The organism is Caballeronia sp. A2-2, from assembly GCF_057612605.2.
The window spans coordinates 1,090,736-1,106,020 of record NZ_CM172588.1 but is presented as its reverse complement, the minus strand read 5'-3'; the positions used below and the strand labels follow the sequence as shown (position 1 = coordinate 1,106,020).

General features: G+C 61.0%; 16 protein-coding genes. 9 read left to right on the top strand and 7 right to left on the bottom strand.

From position 1 onward, the window contains the following. The first annotated feature begins 5 nt into the window (after nt 1–5). Together ACZCWR_RS21445 and ACZCWR_RS21440 are read left to right on the top strand one after the other, a co-directional pair. Nucleotides 6–1,550 carry an MFS transporter gene (locus ACZCWR_RS21445; protein ID WP_487304767.1) on the top strand — a complete coding sequence of 515 codons (1,545 nt, stop codon included), beginning with the start codon at nt 6–8 and terminating at the stop codon, nt 1,548–1,550. 55 nt (nt 1,551–1,605) lie between these two features. Further along, entirely contained in the window at nt 1,606–2,385 is a 780-nt protein-coding gene (locus ACZCWR_RS21440; RefSeq protein WP_487303636.1) for an SDR family NAD(P)-dependent oxidoreductase, read from the top strand. Nucleotides 2,386–2,401: 16 nt separating this feature from the next. On the opposite strand, the gene ACZCWR_RS21435 is transcribed toward ACZCWR_RS21440, so the two are convergent. Next, nucleotides 2,402–3,934 carry an amino acid permease gene (locus ACZCWR_RS21435; protein ID WP_487303635.1) on the bottom strand — a complete coding sequence of 511 codons (1,533 nt, stop codon included), beginning with the start codon at nt 3,932–3,934 and terminating at the stop codon, nt 2,402–2,404. A 1,024-nt stretch (nt 3,935–4,958) separates the two neighbouring features. Here ACZCWR_RS21435 and ACZCWR_RS21430 point away from each other — a divergent pair. The 4 genes from ACZCWR_RS21430 (at nt 4,959) to ACZCWR_RS21415 (ending at nt 9,222) form a co-directional block, all read left to right on the top strand. Next, nucleotides 4,959–6,536, top strand: coding sequence for an aldehyde dehydrogenase (NADP(+)) (locus tag ACZCWR_RS21430; RefSeq protein ID WP_487303634.1), 1,578 nt, complete (start codon nt 4,959–4,961; stop codon nt 6,534–6,536). 133 nt (nt 6,537–6,669) lie between these two features. Then, nucleotides 6,670–6,924, top strand: coding sequence for a helix-turn-helix transcriptional regulator (locus ACZCWR_RS21425; protein WP_487303633.1), 255 nt, complete (start codon nt 6,670–6,672; stop codon nt 6,922–6,924). Beyond that, nucleotides 6,918–8,261, top strand: coding sequence for a type II toxin-antitoxin system HipA family toxin (locus ACZCWR_RS21420; protein WP_487303632.1), 1,344 nt, complete (start codon nt 6,918–6,920; stop codon nt 8,259–8,261). Before ACZCWR_RS21425 ends, ACZCWR_RS21420 begins: the two co-directional genes overlap by 7 nt. A gap of 28 nt (nt 8,262–8,289) precedes the next feature. After that, nucleotides 8,290–9,222, top strand: a complete 933-nt coding sequence (locus ACZCWR_RS21415; RefSeq protein WP_487303631.1) for an SMP-30/gluconolactonase/LRE family protein — start codon at nt 8,290–8,292, stop codon at nt 9,220–9,222. 3 nt (nt 9,223–9,225) lie between these two features. On the opposite strand, the gene ACZCWR_RS21410 is transcribed toward ACZCWR_RS21415, so the two are convergent. Together ACZCWR_RS21410 and ACZCWR_RS21405 are read right to left on the bottom strand one after the other, a co-directional pair. Next, entirely contained in the window at nt 9,226–9,825 is a 600-nt protein-coding gene (locus ACZCWR_RS21410) for a short chain dehydrogenase (RefSeq protein WP_487303630.1), read from the bottom strand. Between the two features lie 126 nt (nt 9,826–9,951). Then, a complete protein-coding gene (locus ACZCWR_RS21405; protein WP_487303629.1) occupies nt 9,952–10,380 on the bottom strand; it encodes a hypothetical protein in 429 nt (142 codons plus the stop codon). A 116-nt stretch (nt 10,381–10,496) separates the two neighbouring features. Here ACZCWR_RS21405 and ACZCWR_RS21400 point away from each other — a divergent pair, with 116 nt between their 5' ends. After that, on the top strand, nt 10,497–10,664 hold the full coding sequence (locus ACZCWR_RS21400) for a hypothetical protein (RefSeq protein ID WP_487303628.1): 168 nt from the start codon (nt 10,497–10,499) through the stop codon (nt 10,662–10,664). A 73-nt stretch (nt 10,665–10,737) separates the two neighbouring features. Here ACZCWR_RS21400 and ACZCWR_RS21395 read toward each other — a convergent pair whose 3' ends face one another. After that, nucleotides 10,738–11,358 carry a DUF3005 domain-containing protein gene (locus ACZCWR_RS21395; protein WP_487303627.1) on the bottom strand — a complete coding sequence of 207 codons (621 nt, stop codon included), beginning with the start codon at nt 11,356–11,358 and terminating at the stop codon, nt 10,738–10,740. Nucleotides 11,359–11,666: 308 nt separating this feature from the next. Here ACZCWR_RS21395 and ACZCWR_RS21390 point away from each other — a divergent pair, with 308 nt between their 5' ends. Then, nucleotides 11,667–11,903: a hypothetical protein gene (locus ACZCWR_RS21390; protein WP_487303626.1), complete on the top strand. Its 237-nt coding sequence runs from the start codon at nt 11,667–11,669 to the stop codon at nt 11,901–11,903. Between the two features lie 137 nt (nt 11,904–12,040). Next, nucleotides 12,041–13,027 (top strand): serine O-acetyltransferase EpsC, encoded by a 987-nt coding sequence (gene epsC / locus ACZCWR_RS21385; protein WP_487303625.1) that lies wholly within the window; start codon nt 12,041–12,043, stop codon nt 13,025–13,027. A 795-nt stretch (nt 13,028–13,822) separates the two neighbouring features. Here the strand turns inward: epsC and folE are convergent. The 3 genes from folE to ACZCWR_RS21370 all read right to left on the bottom strand — a co-directional run bounded on the left by folE (nt 13,823) and on the right by ACZCWR_RS21370 (nt 15,281). Then, entirely contained in the window at nt 13,823–14,470 is a 648-nt protein-coding gene (folE, locus tag ACZCWR_RS21380; RefSeq protein ID WP_487303624.1) for a GTP cyclohydrolase I FolE, read from the bottom strand. Between the two features lie 89 nt (nt 14,471–14,559). Beyond that, the gene (locus tag ACZCWR_RS21375; protein ID WP_487303623.1) at nt 14,560–14,766 is read right to left on the bottom strand and encodes a hypothetical protein; all 207 of its coding nucleotides are present in this window, start codon (nt 14,764–14,766) and stop codon (nt 14,560–14,562) included. Between the two features lie 71 nt (nt 14,767–14,837). Then, a complete protein-coding gene (locus tag ACZCWR_RS21370; protein WP_487303622.1) occupies nt 14,838–15,281 on the bottom strand; it encodes a VOC family protein in 444 nt (147 codons plus the stop codon). Nucleotides 15,282–15,285: the final 4 nt, after the last annotated feature.

Below are 15,285 nucleotides of genomic sequence, written 5' to 3'. Positions count from 1 at the left end.
ACGCGATGCTCGGCATCGGCCTCGTCAACATGCTCGTGGCGCTGGATCAGACGGTGGTCAGCACGGCGCTGCCATCCATCGTCGCGGAACTCCACGGCTTCGAGTTCTATGCGTGGATTGCGAGCGCGTATCTGCTGGCGTCGGTCGTCACGGTGCCGGTGTTCGGGCGGCTCGGCGATTACTTCGGGCGCAAGCGCTTCGTGATCGCGGCGGTCATCACGTTCACGGTGGCGTCGGTGTTGTGCGGACTCGCGCCGAGCATGCTGTTTCTGGCGCTTGCGCGTGGTTTGCAAGGCGTGGGCGGCGGCATGATGGTCGGCACGGCGTTCGCCGCGATTCCCGATCTCTTTCCCGATCCGCGCACGCGCGTGCGCTGGCAGGTCGTGCTGGCGGCGGCGTATGGCATCGGCACGGCGGCGGGGCCGTCGCTCGGCGGCTGGATGAGTCAGCACTGGGGCTGGCGCTCGACCTTCCTCGTGAATCTGCCGGTGGGTGCGGCGGCGTTGTATTTCATCTGGTCGCATCTGCCGAATCTGCATCGACCGCGCGAGGGCGATGTGAAGATCGACTGGCTCGGCACCGCGCTCGTCGCGCTCGTGCTCGGCGGTTTTCAGGCGTTGATCGAGGCGTTGCCGAAAGAAGGGCTGTCCACGGGCAATCTCGCGCTCGGTGGCGTGGTGGCGGTCGCGGCGGTCGCATTGTATGTGTGCGAAAAGCGCGCGACGCATCCGATCATTCCGCTCGATATTTTCCGCGATCCGCAGTTGAACACGCTTTTCACCCTGTCGTTTCTTGCGGGCTTCGTGATGTTCTCGCTGATCTTCTTCGCGCCGCTTCTGCTGCAAGGCGGGTTCGGTTTGTCGCCGCAGGAAGCAGGGCTGCTCGCCACGCCGATTGCCGCGTGTATCGCGCTGGGCAGCTTCATCAACACGCGCATCGTGATTCACCTGAAGAAGCCGACGATGATCCTCTCCATCGGCTTCACGCTGTTGCTGATCGCTTCCGTGGCGCTCTCGTTCGCGCGTGCGTCGATGGCGCATGTGTGGATCGAATTGCCGATGGCGGCAATCGGCATCGGCCTCGGCTTCGTGCTCAACAACATGAATATTTTCGGGCAGGAGATCGCGGGGCGTGAGCGCTTCGGCATCACCACGGCGCTGCTGCAATCCACGCGCATGGTGGGCGGCATGCTGGGGACGAGTATCGTCGGGACCATCGTCGCGCATCACTATGCGGATGTCATGGAACGCACGGTCAGCGTGCTCGGTGCGGCTACATCGGCGCAATGGACGCCGCGTCTGGCCGATCCGCGCATTCTCGTCGATGAAGCCCTGCGCGACACGCTGCTCGGCGAACTCGGCCGCGCGGGGCTGGATGCATCCGCGCTATTCGACGCCGCGCGCAATGCGCTCGTCCAGTCGATTCATATCGGAACGATGCTGACGGCAGTGGCCGCGTTGGTCGCGGCGCTGCTGGTGCGGCGCATCGCGCATATCGTGTTTCGCAAGGTCAGTACCGCAAGCACGACCGACACGCCGCCCGCGCACTGAATTTTTCGGCGCGTTATCTTTGGCCTCCTGACAACGAGGAGGCACGAGCATGGGCATGGATGCGAAGAAGGGCGACCGGCTCGCCGGGAAAGTGGCAATCGTGAGCGGCGGCGCGGGCGGATGTGGCGCGGCGGCATCGGAATTGTTCGCGTTGCAGGGCGCGAAGGTGGCGATCATCGACCGCGATGCCGATGCAGCCACCGCGCTCGCTTCCCGCTTGCGTGATTCGGGCCTCGAAGCCATCGGTCTTGGCGCGGACGTGTCGCGTCAAGCCGAAGTCCAGCAAGCCGTCGATGCCGCGCGCGCCGAATACGGCAATGCAGACGTTCTTTTCAATCACGCGGGCACGCTGATCGTGAAGCCGTTTCTCGATATCGAGGAATCCGAATGGGATTGGCTCATGGGCGTGAACGTCAAGAGCATGTTCCTCATGACGAAGGCCGTGCTGCCGCAGATGCTTGAGAAAGGGCGTGGCAGCATCGTCTGCACGTCGTCGATATCGGCCGTTTATGCGACGCCCGGCGAAGTGCTTTATGACGCAACCAAGGGCGCGTGTCATATGTTCGCGCGGGCGATTGCGGTGGAATATCGCGACCGCGGCATTCGCTGCAATGCGGTCGCGCCGGGCTTTATCCGCACGCCGCACGGCATGCGCGAACTGAAGGAACTTCAGGCGATGGGCGTCGATGCGACGGAGGAAGCCATCGCGCTTCAGCAAGGACGGTTATGCGAGCCGCACGAAGTGGCGTCGGCGGCGCTGTTTCTCGCTTCCGATGAAGCGAGCTTCGTGAACGGCACGCATTTGTTCGTCGATAACGGGTTTTCTGCTGTGTAGTGATTGTGAGCGCGATTTAGACCGCGCGATCCGCGTCCGCTTCGATCTCGCGGAGGCGGTCGATGTTGTCATCGGACTTCATCGACGGCGGTCCCTTGAACGACTTGCGCACGCCGAGCACATACCAGATGACGAGCAGCGCGGCCACGAACCCGATCAGCACGTAGAACACTTTTTCGTTCGGCGGCTGAATGCCGACATACGCCAGCACCAGCGCGCCCAAGGTGGCGAGCAGCGCGCACGGCTTGGACCACACGCCGAGTTGGAACGGGCCTTTCTCGGTCCACGAATGGCCTTCCGCGAACATGCCGCAGGCGAGCGGCATCGCGTAGGAAATGTAGAGGAACACGGCGCTGCCCGCGCTTAATACGGAAAACGCATCGCCATACAACGTAATGACGATGGCGAGAATCGCGCAGGTCCAGATGGCTGCGCCCGGCGTGCGATGCGTCGGGCTCACCTGACGCAGGAACTTCGAGCCGGGCAGGCCGCCATCGCGCGCGAAGGCGTACATCATGCGCGAAGTAGACATGATCGCCGCCAGCCCGCATACGTAGTTGATAAAGAACATCGCGAGTTCGAGCACGACGCGAAAGCCGGCCGGAATCGGCGCGAGAATGGCCTCGAAAAAGCCTGTGCCTTGCTTCATGCCGGCGGTCAGATCGGGCATGACGAGCACGAAGCTGCAGACCATCACATAGCCGAACACGGCGGACCAGAACACCGAACCGATGATGCCCTTCGGCACGTTGCGCGCGGCGTCGTGTGTTTCTTCCGAGGTGTGCGCGGAGGCATCGAAACCGGTGATGGTGTAGGTCACGAGCAACAGGCCCGAGAGAAACGCGAGCGGCGTGGCCTGCTTGGGCCAAGCGCTGGCCTCGTTGCCGGTGAAGTTGGTGAACGTGAACAGCCGGCTCAGATCGAACTTCACAGGCGACCAATACAGCAAGGCGGCAATCAGCACGATGGTGACAATGAAGATCAGATATCCTGACAAATCCGTGATCTTGCTGGCGATCTTGATGCCGCGCTGATTCAGCAACGCCTGCGAGAGCGTGATGAACGCGAGAAACGCGGTCTGATGCCACCACGTCAGACTATCCGGTGCGATGCCGAACATCGGCGCGATCAAGGTCTTGAAGAAGGGATCGTAGGTGCCGAAGTTGATCGCGCTGATGACGAAGATCAGGCCGATCAGGTTGAGCCATGCGGTGAGCCATCCCCAGCTTTTGCCGCCGAGAATCGAGCCCCAGTGATAGAGGCCGCCCGCCGTCGGAAACGCCGATGCGATCTGCGCCATCGATACCGCGACGATCAGCGCGAACAGCGAGCCGAGCGGCCAGCCGAGTCCGACGGATGCGCCGCCTGCTGCTGACAGTGCGAGTTGAAACGCCGTGATGCCGCCGGAGAGAATGCAGATGATTGAAAACGACACCGCGAAATTCGAGAAGCCGTTCATGCGGCGGGAGAGTTCCTGCGCGTATCCCATCTTGTGCAACAGGTTCAGGTCGTGGTCGGTGCTTGCATCGGTGGGGTGCTTGGCGTCCATGGCGACTCCGGTGGATGTTCTTGAGGAACGCGGAGACGGGTTTTTTTCGCCTGCGGCGTGCGGTCTCCAGTCTGATGACGGTAAGTGAACAAATTTAGTTACACCATTTATTTTTTTGCTTTCGCGGGGGGGGGTGGGGTGGTTTGGTCTTTCGTGCAAGGGGCTGCTGGTGTTTGTGTCTTTATTGCAGTAGCCGCCTCCCCGGCGGGGGGGTAACTTTCTTTGCTGCTGCAAAGAAAGTCACCAAAGAAAGCAGCTTTTTACACCATGCACGATGGCTGGAGAGGGTTGGTCTGGATTAACGGATGCCGTGGCCGCGATAGGACGTCCCGCGCATATCTTGACGCTTAGGCAACCTCGCGATTTCGTGCTCGAAGAATCAACGCTTAGTGGACCGCATTCATTCATTCGGCCATGCGCTGCGCGCGCCGAGAGCTTTAGAACGGAACCCCGCAGCTTATAAGCGCCCAGCCACCTCACGCTTCTTCGCAAGATTGCTATTCGGCCCTACCTTGGTTAGTGCTCCGACTAAAAGGTGACTTGCGTTGGGTGTGCACTTTGCGTCAAAGCGTTTGCAACGGTAGGGCCGAATAACAATATAGCGATGTGGTTTAGGGTGGCTGGACACATGCATGCTGCGGGATTCCGTTCTTACTTTCTCGGCGCGCGCAGCGCATGGCCGAATGAATGAGCGCGATCCAATGAGCTTTGCTTATTCGAGCGCGTAATCGCGAGGTTGCCAATCCGAGTAGCCGAACGAGGGAAGTCCTATTGCGGCCACTGCATCGATTAATCCAGACCAACCCTCTCCAGCCAGCGTGCATGGGGTAAAAAGCTGCTTTCTTTGGTGACTTTCTTTGCAGCAGCAAAGAAAGTTACCCCCCCGCCGGGGAGGCGGCTACTGCAATAAAAGCACAAACAACAGTAGCCCATTGCACGACGATAACTCCCAAAAAACCACGCGGCACATTCCATGCGTCCACCGAACTAACGACCATCCCCCTCCAAATCGAGGAGCAAAAAATTGAACATCACTGGAGAAATGCTAATCGGCGCATCAGTAGTGCGGGGCACTGAATCCACGCTCCACGCCTACGATCCCGCTCGCAACACCGACCTCGACCCCCCATTCGGCGGCGGCAGCAAAAAAGAAATCGCACAAGCCTGCGAACTGGCCGAAGCCGCATTCGACCCCTACCGCCAGGCACCGTTAGAAACCCGCGCCCAATTCCTCGAAGCAATCGCCGACAACATCATCGCCCTCGGCGACAGCTTGATAGACCGCGCACAAGCCGAATCCGCGCTGCCGAAAGCGCGCCTCGAAGGCGAACGCAGCCGCACCATCGGACAATTGCGATTGTTCGCATCACTGGTGCGCGAAGGGCGCTGGCTGGACGCGACGCTCGATTCCGCGCAACCCGACCGCAAGCCGCTGCCGCGCCCGGACCTGCGCCTGCAAAAAATTCCCCTCGGACCCGTCGCCGTGTTCGGCGCAAGCAACTTTCCGCTGGCGTTTTCGGTGGCAGGCGGCGACACCGCATCGGCGCTCTCGGCGGGCTGTCCGGTTGTCGTGAAATCGCATCCGGCACATCTAGGTACATCGGAACTGGTTGGCCGGGCAGTGCAAAAGGCAGTAGCTGACAGCGGCTTGCCCGAAGGCGTGTTCTCGCTCGTGCTCGGCGCAGGCAATGCAATCGGCGAAGCGCTCGTCGCGCATCCGGCCATTCAGGCGGTTGGTTTCACCGGCTCGCGGCGCGGCGGTCTCGCGCTCGTCGATATCGCAGCGAAGCGGCAAGTGCCCATCCCCGTGTTCGCTGAAATGAGCAGCGTGAATCCCGTCTTCGCGTTGCCTGCCGCGTTGGCTTCGAACGGCGACACGCTGGCGGCAGGCTTCATCGATTCGGTGACGCTCGGCGTCGGCCAGTTCTGCACGAGTCCCGGTCTCGTATTCGCGCTCGAAAGCCCGGACCTCGATGACTTCATCGACTATGCAGCCGCCGCCATCGCCAAAAAGGAAACACAGACGATGCTGACCGCCGGCATGGCGAAAGCGTATGCGAGCGGCATCGAGGCGCGCGATGCAACGGGCGCTTCGCGTATAGCGGATGGCGTGAAAGGCAAGGCCGCAAGCGGCGCGCTGCCGGCGTTGTATCGCGTGAGCGCGGAGCAGTTTTTCGCCACGCCCACGCTCGCGGAAGAAATCTTCGGACCGACTTCGGTGATCGTCGGTTGCCGCGACGAGGACGAGATGATCGCGGTCGCGCGCCGTCTCGAAGGGCAGCTTACCGCCACGTTGCTGATGGGAAGCGACGACACCGAACTCGCGCGTCGACTCTTGCCCGTGCTCGAACGCAAGGCGGGCCGCATTCTCGCGAACGGTTTTCCGACGGGCGTGGAAGTGTCGTACGCGATGGTCCACGGCGGGCCGTTTCCCGCCACCTCCGACAGCCGTTCGACCTCGGTCGGCGCGATGGCCATCGAGCGTTTTCTGCGCCCGGTGTGCTATCAGGATTTGCCAGCGGCGCTCTTGCCGGAAGCGCTCGCGGATGACAATCCGCTGAACTTGTGGCGGTTGAGGGATGGGGAGTTAGGGCCGAATTGATAGTCGCCAAATATCTGCTACACAAATAAAATACGAATATTCGTGTGACAGATATTTAACCATTCAAGCACTTATCTTTGACGGATATCTGTGAAACGAATAAAATGCATTTATTCGTCTCACGGATATTTCCATGGAACGTGTCATCGTTTCCCCGGCGCAAATGGGCAACGTGCTGGCCGCAGGCCGCAAGCGCGCGGGCCTGACGCAAGCGCAAGCGGCGGCGCGTCTCGGCATCAGCCAAAGCCGTATCTCGACTTTGGAACGCGAAACCGGCGCGCTCACGCTCGACCAGCTTCTCTTCATGCTCGGCGCTTACGGACTCGAACTGATCGTGCAGGATCGCGTGGAGCTGAACGATCTGCCTCCGGGCGAAGCGCAATGGTGACGAGCACCGGAACGCGTTCCCGCGCGCTTTCGGTGTGGGCGAACGGCCAGCGCGTCGCCACATGGCGGATGCCCGCGCGCGGGGCTGCCGAACTGATCTACGACGCCGACTGGCTCCGGTCAGCGGAGGCTCGTCCGCTATCCTTATCATTGCCGTTACCGTTGGCACACGCGCCTTTGAGAGGCGATGCCGTCGTCAATTACTTCGACAATCTGCTACCCGATAGCGAGTCGATCCGAAGACGCATCGCGCAGCGCTTCAGCACGGATACGCTCGATGCGTTCGATCTGCTGAAGGCTATCGGCCGCGATTGCGTCGGCGCGGTGCAATTGCTGGCGGAAGACGAATCGCCAACCGATGTCCACCGTATCGAAGGCACGCCGCTCGATGAGCACGAAGTCGAGCGTCTGCTGAATCAGGCAGCCGCCGGAGACCCTTTCGGCATCGACGATCACGACGACTTTCGCATTTCGCTCGCCGGCGCGCAGGAAAAGACCGCGCTGCTGTTCGATGAAGGACGTTGGCTGAAACCGCACGGCGCCACGCCGACCACGCACATACTCAAGCTGCCGCTCGGACTTGTCGGCAATCGCCGCGCCGATCTCACGACTTCCGTTGAAAACGAATGGCTTTGTCTCACGCTGCTCAAGGCATTCGGTCTGCCCGTCGCCCATGCGAGCATCGCGGATTTCGGCGCACGTCGCGTGCTCGTGGTCGAACGTTTCGACCGCGTGCGCAGCGCGGATGGTCGATGGATCGTCCGGCTGCCGCAGGAGGATTTCTGTCAAGCCAACGGTTTGCCATCGCATAAAAAGTATGAAGCCGATGGCGGGCCGGGCGTGCTGGACCTTGCCCGCGTGCTGCATCAATCGGTCGAAGCTCGTAAGGATCTCGAAACATTGGTATCCGCGCAGATCATGTTCTGGATGCTTGCGGCACCGGACGGACATGCCAAGAACTTCAGCCTGCGACTCTTGCCACGCGGGCGCTATCATCTGACGCCGCTCTACGATGTCATGTCCATCTGGCCCGTCGAAGGCGATGGCGCGAACCAGTGGTCGTGGCACAAAGCCAGACTCGCGATGGCCATTCCGGGCAAGAGCCGCCACTATGCCTTCAGAGACATCAAGCGTCGTCACTTCGACGCGATGGCGCGCAGGTGCAACTACGGCGAGAGTGCCGAGCCGATCATCGAGCAGATTCTTGCGCGCATGCCGGCAGTCATCGACACCGTGAAGAACGTGCTGCCGGAGCGCTTTCCCGGCCGCCTTGCCGAACGCATCTTCGACGGCATGCGGAAATCGGCCGCACTGCTCGAATCGATGCCGGACGACTGAAGCCCATCATCCCGAAACAGGACCCCGCATGCCCAGCCTCCGCTACCCCGACCCCGCCATCCGCGTACTCGACCCGCGCTTCAACGCATTGCGCCTGCCTTCCGCATCGGTCGAATGCCTATACCAAGGCACGCGCTGGTCCGAAGGCCCGGTGTGGTTCGGCGACGGCCGCTACGTGCTGTGGAGCGACATCCCGAACAACCGAATCCTGCGTTGGGGCGAGGAAAGCGGCGAAGTCGGCGTGTTTCGCAAACCGTCGAACTTCGCCAACGGCAACACGCGCGATCGCGAAGGGCGGCTCGTGACCTGCGAGCATCTGACGCGCCGCGTCACGCGCACGGAATACGATGGCTCGATCACCGTGCTCGCCGACAGCTTCGAGGGCAAGCCGCTCAATTCGCCCAACGATGTGGTCGTCAAGTCGGATGGCTCGATCTGGTTCACGGACCCGCCGTTCGGCATCAACGGTTTCTATGAGGGCGAGCAGGCCGCGCCGCAACTCAAGCCGTGCGTGTATCGCATCGACGGGCAAAGCGGCGCGGTGACGGTGATGATCGATGACTTCATCGGTCCGAACGGGCTGGCGTTTTCGCCGGATGAAAGCGTGCTGTACGTGGTCGAATCGCGCTCGTCGCCACGCACGATCTGGGCGTTCGATGTCACGGGCGATGGCCGCACGCTCGGCGAACGGCGGCTCGTCATCGACGCCGGACCCGGCACGCCGGATGGCTTTCGCATCGACGTGCAGGGCAATCTGTGGTGCGGCTGGGGCATGGGCGATGCCGAACTCGACGGCGTGCGCATCTTCACGCCGCAGGGCGAAGCGATCGGCCATATCGATCTGCCCGAGCGATGCGCGAACGTGTGCTTCGGCGGACGGCATCGCAACCGGTTGTTCATGGCGGCGAGCCACGGGCTTTACGCGCTTTACGTGAACACGCAAGGCGCGAAAGGCGGCTGACGCTCAGTGCACCGTGTAGACGCGCCCGGTTTCCGCGCCTTCGACACTCCGGCTATACGCCAACGCCACGCGCGCTCCACTAGCCGCCTCGAACCCACGAAAATACGGCCCAAAGCTCTCGCGCGCCTCTTCGAGCATGGTCGGGCTGATCGCGTTGATGCGCAGCCCGCGCGGCAGTTCAATCGCCGCGCCTCGCACGAAGCCTTCGATCGCGCCGTTCACCGCCGCCGCGCTCGCGCCCTGAAAGATCGGCTCCGCGCCGACGATGCCGCTCGTCAGCGTGAACGACCCGCCATCGTTAAGATGATCGCGCGCGGTGAGCACGAGGTTGACCTGTCCCATGAGCTTATCGTCGAGGCCCGTTTTGAACTGCGCGGGCGTCATCTCAACGAGCGGTCCAAAATGCACGTGGCCTGCGGTCGCGACGATCGCATCGACACGTCCGATGGTTTCGAACAAACGTTTGATGCTTTCCACATCCATCAAATCGACACGATGCGTACCACGCGTCGCACCGATCTCGATGACTTCGTGACGGGCTTTGAGTTCGGTGCAGACAGCCTGACCGACCGTTCCGGTCGCGCCGATGACAGCGATTTTCATGAGCGTGCTCGCTTGCGTTGTTGAGGGAGTGCAACGCATTGTGCGCGCGAGCGCGACTCGATAAAAGCCGCGTGTGCTTCAAGGAATGCAAAGCACGAGTTTGCAATCCGTCGTCGGCGAAATGAATCAGCCGTGCGTGCGCTCCGGCATCCGCGAAAGCAGACAGAGCGATGCAGCGAAGCGGCACACCAGCGCCGCGCCGCACGTGACGGCAGCGGCGGGGAACACGTGCCATTGCAGCGCCAGCGTCGGCGCGACGAACACCACGCTCACGAGCCCGATGCCAACGGTCAACCAGCGCGCCCATTGCAGCCGCGCCGCGACGCATAGATAAAGCAGCGCGACGAGCAAACGCGACACGATAGACGCCGCCAGCGGATGGTTCGCCAGATCGCCGGGAAACCCTATGGCAAGCGCCAGCGCAAATTCCATCCAGGAGAGCGCGTAGGCCGCGCCGAGGCATGCAAGAGCAAACGCAAAACGTTGCTCGGCCGATGTACGCGGACGCGCTTGCGCCTGTGCGCCGTCGCCGGCGAACGTGTCGATCGTGGTCATGTGGTCTTCCTCTTTCGCTTTTTTCGAGGCACCACCGCATACGGCGTGCCAGCTCGATCGGCTGTGAGGAATAACCGTTGCTCCGCTCTTTGGAAGCCATCTCAAAGGAGCCAGTCATGAGCAAAACGAAAGAGCAGCACCCGCATTCCGAGCGCGATGAAGACACCGTCGATCGTGCTGTCGAGGACACTTTTCCTGCGAGTGATCCGCCATCGACGGGCGGCGTGACGCGCATCGAACCGGATGAGGATTCGAAGGACAAGGACGAAAAACCGCGCGAGTGAGCGCGGTTTTTTCATCACCTCCGTTCATGCGATGACGTGTTACGTGATCCCCACGAAACACGTCACGTCGCAATCACGAACGTTCCAGCTCGATCAGACGCGCGGGGCGCAAATGATTGATCGCGTAATGTTTGCGGCCGCGTAGAGAGTGGCCGTGCGCATCGCGTCCTTCGAGGCGCAAACGATCTTCTACCTCGGGAATCGCTGGCGCGACCATGCCGCGATCGATCATGCGGTAGCCTTTTTCTAGCATCAGCAGCACGCCATTACGTCCCGGTCGGCTGTCGAAGCCGCCCAGTCCGTCGCTCTGCACGGGAACATGATTCACCGTCGTCGCGTTCGAATTGATGACGGCATCCGGCTCGCGGCCCATCATCTCCTCGTAGTGTTTCGCCTGATAACTTTTGCCATCGGCATCGACGGTGTCGTCCAGCGTGTCGTCGTTGATGACATCCGCGCCGCGCGGCAAGCCTTCCGGGCGTCCGTCAGGGCCGATCACCATGCCGACCGGCGGCGGCGCATCGTTGCGTGTGCTGCGCGCGTTCGCGCCGGCGTGCGCTTCGCCGCCGCTCGCGGCCTTCGCGGCATCGCTCATCTTCACGTGTGCTGTTTCGGCGCTCGGCGTCTTGATGGGACTGTCGGCGGCCTGCTGGGTCTGCTTTTCTTTCGGGTCGTTGGATTCGGCGTTGTTCATCGCAAATGCTCCCGTGGATCAATGAGTCGTGGTGACATCACGCAAGACTTGTTCCGGCTTTATAGCGCCGGAACCGCGAGCCGCTTCGCAAGGACGCCTGCAAAGCATTCAATTTTTCGATGTTTTTTTTCGGCCCCAAGCCGATTTCATACAAGTATGATTTGGAACCTGTCGGAGGCGTTGCGCAATACGCGAGGCATCGAAAAGGATATGAGCGAGCGCGGCGCGAGCAACAGGAGGGCGCGCCGGGTACGGCCTTCGACACGCAGGCAATACAAACAGCAGGGCACTTTCTGCACAGGTGACTCATGCAACACGACGCAGCCTTTTCACATCGAGGCTACCTTCTGAACTGCGCGCCCGCCCGGTCCGGAGATGGCAGCTATCAACCGTATGTCGTGATTTCGCGCACGAGCGATGGCGAACTCGTGGCGAACCGCTTCTTTCCGGCTGAACTGCGCTTCGGCAACGAAGGCGATGCCATCGCGCACGCGCGCGACTGGGCCGTGCGCTGGATCGACGCCAGCAACCGCAACGTGCGATGACGCGCGCCTCGACCATCCGCCGCATGCGTCGAAAGCGACGACCGGCAAGCGCGTTCAAAACCGGTTAATCTTGAGATCTGACCCGTCGCGCGCACTCGAGCGCCGTGGCGGCCGTTTCATTCGTCTCATGTCCGGACATGCAAAACAAGCCACCGCTTGCGGCCGCGCCGCCGCACGCCATTCAGGACGATCAAAGTCCGCTCGCGCCCCACGAATGGGGCTTATCGCGCATCGTCGCGGATTTGCGGCAGTCGCGCGAGGAGTTGCATCGCACGCGGCATCCGCTCGGCATTCGCGAGTTGCCATCGCGGGAAGCCATCGTTCGTATCGTCAACGGTCTGCGGTCCGCGCTGTTTCCCACGCATTACGGCGCGCCCGATCTGACCGATGAAAGCGTCGATTACTACGTGGGGCAAACGCTCGAAAGCACGTTGCGTTTGCTGCACGAGCAGATTCGCCGTGCGCTGCGCTTTTTGCCAGAACATCGCGATACGGCGGATGCCGAGTTGAGTGCGCAGGCGTTCGCTATCGCGCGTGAGTTCGGCTCACAGTTGCCGCAGATTCGCGCGCTGCTCGTATCCGACATTCAAGCTGCATTTACCGGCGATCCTGCGGCGCAGCACATCACCGAGATTTTGCTGTGCTATCCGGGTATTTGGGCGATGACGCATCATCGGCTTGCGCATGCTTTACATGAACTGGGCGTGCCGTTGCTGGCGCGTTTTATCAATGAGATCGCGCATTCGCTCACCGGTATAGACATTCATCCGGGCGCGACCATTGGGCCGAGCTTCTTTATCGATCACGGTACGGGTGTTGTCATTGGCGAGACGGCGATCATCGGGCAGCACGTGCGCGTGTATCAGGCGGTGACGCTGGGCGCGAAAAGCTTTCCGTCGAATGGCGATGGCACGCTCGTGAAGGGCAATGCGCGGCATCCGATTGTCGAGGACGATGTGGTGATTTACGCAGGCGCGACTATTCTCGGGCGTGTGACGATTGGGCAGGGGTCGGTGATTGGGGGCAATGTTTGGCTCACGCATAGTGTGCCGCCGGGGAGTAATGTTTCGCAGGGCAAGGTTCGGGAGGGTTGTGGGCCGGAGGCGGATGGTTATGGTGCTTGAGGGAAGGGGCTACTTCTGTTTGTGTTGTTTATTCAGTAGCCGCCTCCCCGGCGGGGGGGTAACTTTCTTTGCTGCTGCAAAGAAAGTCACCAAAGAAAGCAGCTTTTTACCCCATGCACGCTGGCTGGAAAGTGTTGGTCTGGATTAACGATACAGTGGCCGCAATAGGACTTCCCTCGTTTGGTCTAGCGTGTGGGCAACCTAACGATTACGCGCTCGAATCCTTTGGTTTTAGTGGACCGCATTCATTCTTTCGGCCATGCGCTTCGCGCGCCGAGAACGTAAGAACGGAATCCCGCAGCGTATGAGTGCCCAGTCACATCACACCGTATCGCACCTCTCCCATTGGGCCCTACCTTGGTAAGTGCTTCGGGTTAAAGCTCGCACACTAACGCAAGTCCCTTTTAGTCGGAGCACTAACCAAGGTAGGGCCAAATAGCAATTTTGCGGAGAAGCGTGAGGTGGCTGGGCGCTTTTAGGCTGCGGGGTTCCGTTCTTACGTTCTCGGCGCGCGAAGCGCATGGCCGAAAGAATGAATGCGGTCCACTAAGCGTTGATTTCTCAAGCGCGTAATCCCGAGGTTGCCTAAGCGGCGAGTTATGCGTGGAACGTCCTAACGCGGCCACTGTATCGTTAATCCAGACCAACCCTTTCCAGCCATCGTGCATGGGGTAAAAAGCTTTCTTTGGTGACTTTCTTTGCAGCAGCAAAGAAAGTTACCCCCCCGCCGGGGAGGCGGCTACTGCAATAAAAGCCCAAAAACCAGCAGCCCCTTCCACGACATAAACACACCAGCTAAGTATTCGCCACACTAAACGCATTCGAATTCCCCACAATCGACAAGAATTCGCGCCGCGTCGAAGGATCATCCCGAAACGACCCGAGCATGCGCGATGTCACCATCGACACACCCGCCTTATGAACACCACGCGTGGACATACATTGATGCGCGGCCTCCAGAATCACGCCCACGCCAATGGGTTGCAGCACTTCGTTCAAAGTATCCGCAATCTGCGCAGTCATCTTCTCCTGAATCTGCAATCGCTTGGCGAAGGCATCGACCAAACGCGCAAGCTTGGAGATACCGACTACACGTTGATTCGGCAGGTAAGCCACATGCGCCCGCCCGATGATCGGCACCATGTGATGCTCGCAATAACTCTCGAAGCGGATATCCTTGAGCACGATCATTTCGTCATACCCTTGCACCTCGGAAAAAGTGCGGGCGAGAATGGCGTGCGGATCTTCCTCGTAGCCCTTGAAGAATTCCTCATAAGCGCGCACGACGCGTCCGGGCGTGTCGATGAGACCTTCGCGCCGCGGATCGTCGCCGGCCCAGCGCAGCAGAACACGGACGGCGGCTTCGGCTTCTTCGCGGGTCGGACGATCGGCGGAAGCAGGCATGTCCGAGCCGGAAAGATGATGTTTGCGCGGGGCGCTCATTGAAAGCTCCTGTCAGTTCGAGAATGCAAAAGTGCGGGATGCTGTTCGCACCCCGCATTGTTTCACGAATCTGAAGCCCCGCTTGCGGGTCAGGTTTTTCCGCCGCCGTCGATGCCCGAACCGGTGCGCCACGCATCCTTGCCGCGCTCGCTCAGTTCGCCGCAGCTGCGGTCCTTGTCGGCCTCGGTGCCGGGACGCGCCATGTCGCCGCCGGACTGTTCCTGCGCGGTCTGCTTTTGCTGCTTGTCACGCGCGATTCGATCTTCCTGTGACCGGCCAGCGTAGTCGTTACTCATGTCGCCTCTCCTTTCGAAAGATACGTGGAGAAAGCGCGCAAGGGCCGTTCCCGCGAGTCCGGGCAATGAACTCACGCAGGCCGCGTTTCCACGCCGCCCAGCACCATCCACGAGACGCCGAATTTGTCCTGAACCATGCCGAAGCGCTTGGCGAAGAATGTTTGCGTCATGGCCATCTGCACCTGACCGCCAGTGGACAACGCGGCGAAATGCTTTTCGGCCTGCTGAGGATCGTCGGTCGTGAGCGAGAGCGACACGCCCTGAAAATTCGGCTTGCCGCTACACATGCCATCCGACGCCATGAGCATGGAGTCGCCGATGGTGAAAGCCGAATGCATGATCTTGTCTTCCGATCCCGGCGGCATGCCGCAACCGCTCGCGGCTTCGGCCTTTCCGCCGTCGGGATTGTCGCGGTAGCGCATGGACATGACCACTTGCGCGCCGAGATGTTCGCGATAGAACGTCAGCGCTTCCTCGCAACGGCCTTCGAAGAACAGATAGGGTTGAACTTGCATGTCG

Excerpts from the sequence above, each read along its gene's own strand:
- ACZCWR_RS21445 (WP_487304767.1), top strand. The coding sequence starts at position 6 with ATGCTCGGCATCGGCCTCGTCAACATGCTCGTGGCGCTGGATCAGACG.
- ACZCWR_RS21440 (WP_487303636.1), top strand. The coding sequence starts at position 1,606 with ATGGATGCGAAGAAGGGCGACCGGCTCGCCGGGAAAGTGGCAATCGTG.
- ACZCWR_RS21435 (WP_487303635.1), bottom strand. The coding sequence starts at position 3,934 with ATGGACGCCAAGCACCCCACCGATGCAAGCACCGACCACGACCTGAAC.
- ACZCWR_RS21425 (WP_487303633.1), top strand. The coding sequence starts at position 6,670 with ATGGAACGTGTCATCGTTTCCCCGGCGCAAATGGGCAACGTGCTGGCC.
- ACZCWR_RS21420 (WP_487303632.1), top strand. The coding sequence starts at position 6,918 with ATGGTGACGAGCACCGGAACGCGTTCCCGCGCGCTTTCGGTGTGGGCG.
- ACZCWR_RS21415 (WP_487303631.1), top strand. The coding sequence starts at position 8,290 with ATGCCCAGCCTCCGCTACCCCGACCCCGCCATCCGCGTACTCGACCCG.
- ACZCWR_RS21410 (WP_487303630.1), bottom strand. The coding sequence starts at position 9,825 with ATGAAAATCGCTGTCATCGGCGCGACCGGAACGGTCGGTCAGGCTGTC.
- ACZCWR_RS21405 (WP_487303629.1), bottom strand. The coding sequence starts at position 10,380 with ATGACCACGATCGACACGTTCGCCGGCGACGGCGCACAGGCGCAAGCG.
- ACZCWR_RS21400 (WP_487303628.1), top strand. The coding sequence starts at position 10,497 with ATGAGCAAAACGAAAGAGCAGCACCCGCATTCCGAGCGCGATGAAGAC.
- ACZCWR_RS21395 (WP_487303627.1), bottom strand. The coding sequence starts at position 11,358 with ATGAACAACGCCGAATCCAACGACCCGAAAGAAAAGCAGACCCAGCAG.
- ACZCWR_RS21390 (WP_487303626.1), top strand. The coding sequence starts at position 11,667 with ATGCAACACGACGCAGCCTTTTCACATCGAGGCTACCTTCTGAACTGC.
- epsC (WP_487303625.1), top strand. The coding sequence starts at position 12,041 with ATGCAAAACAAGCCACCGCTTGCGGCCGCGCCGCCGCACGCCATTCAG.
- folE (WP_487303624.1), bottom strand. The coding sequence starts at position 14,470 with ATGAGCGCCCCGCGCAAACATCATCTTTCCGGCTCGGACATGCCTGCT.
- ACZCWR_RS21375 (WP_487303623.1), bottom strand. The coding sequence starts at position 14,766 with ATGAGTAACGACTACGCTGGCCGGTCACAGGAAGATCGAATCGCGCGT.
- ACZCWR_RS21370 (WP_487303622.1), bottom strand. The coding sequence starts at position 15,281 with ATGCAAGTTCAACCCTATCTGTTCTTCGAAGGCCGTTGCGAGGAAGCG.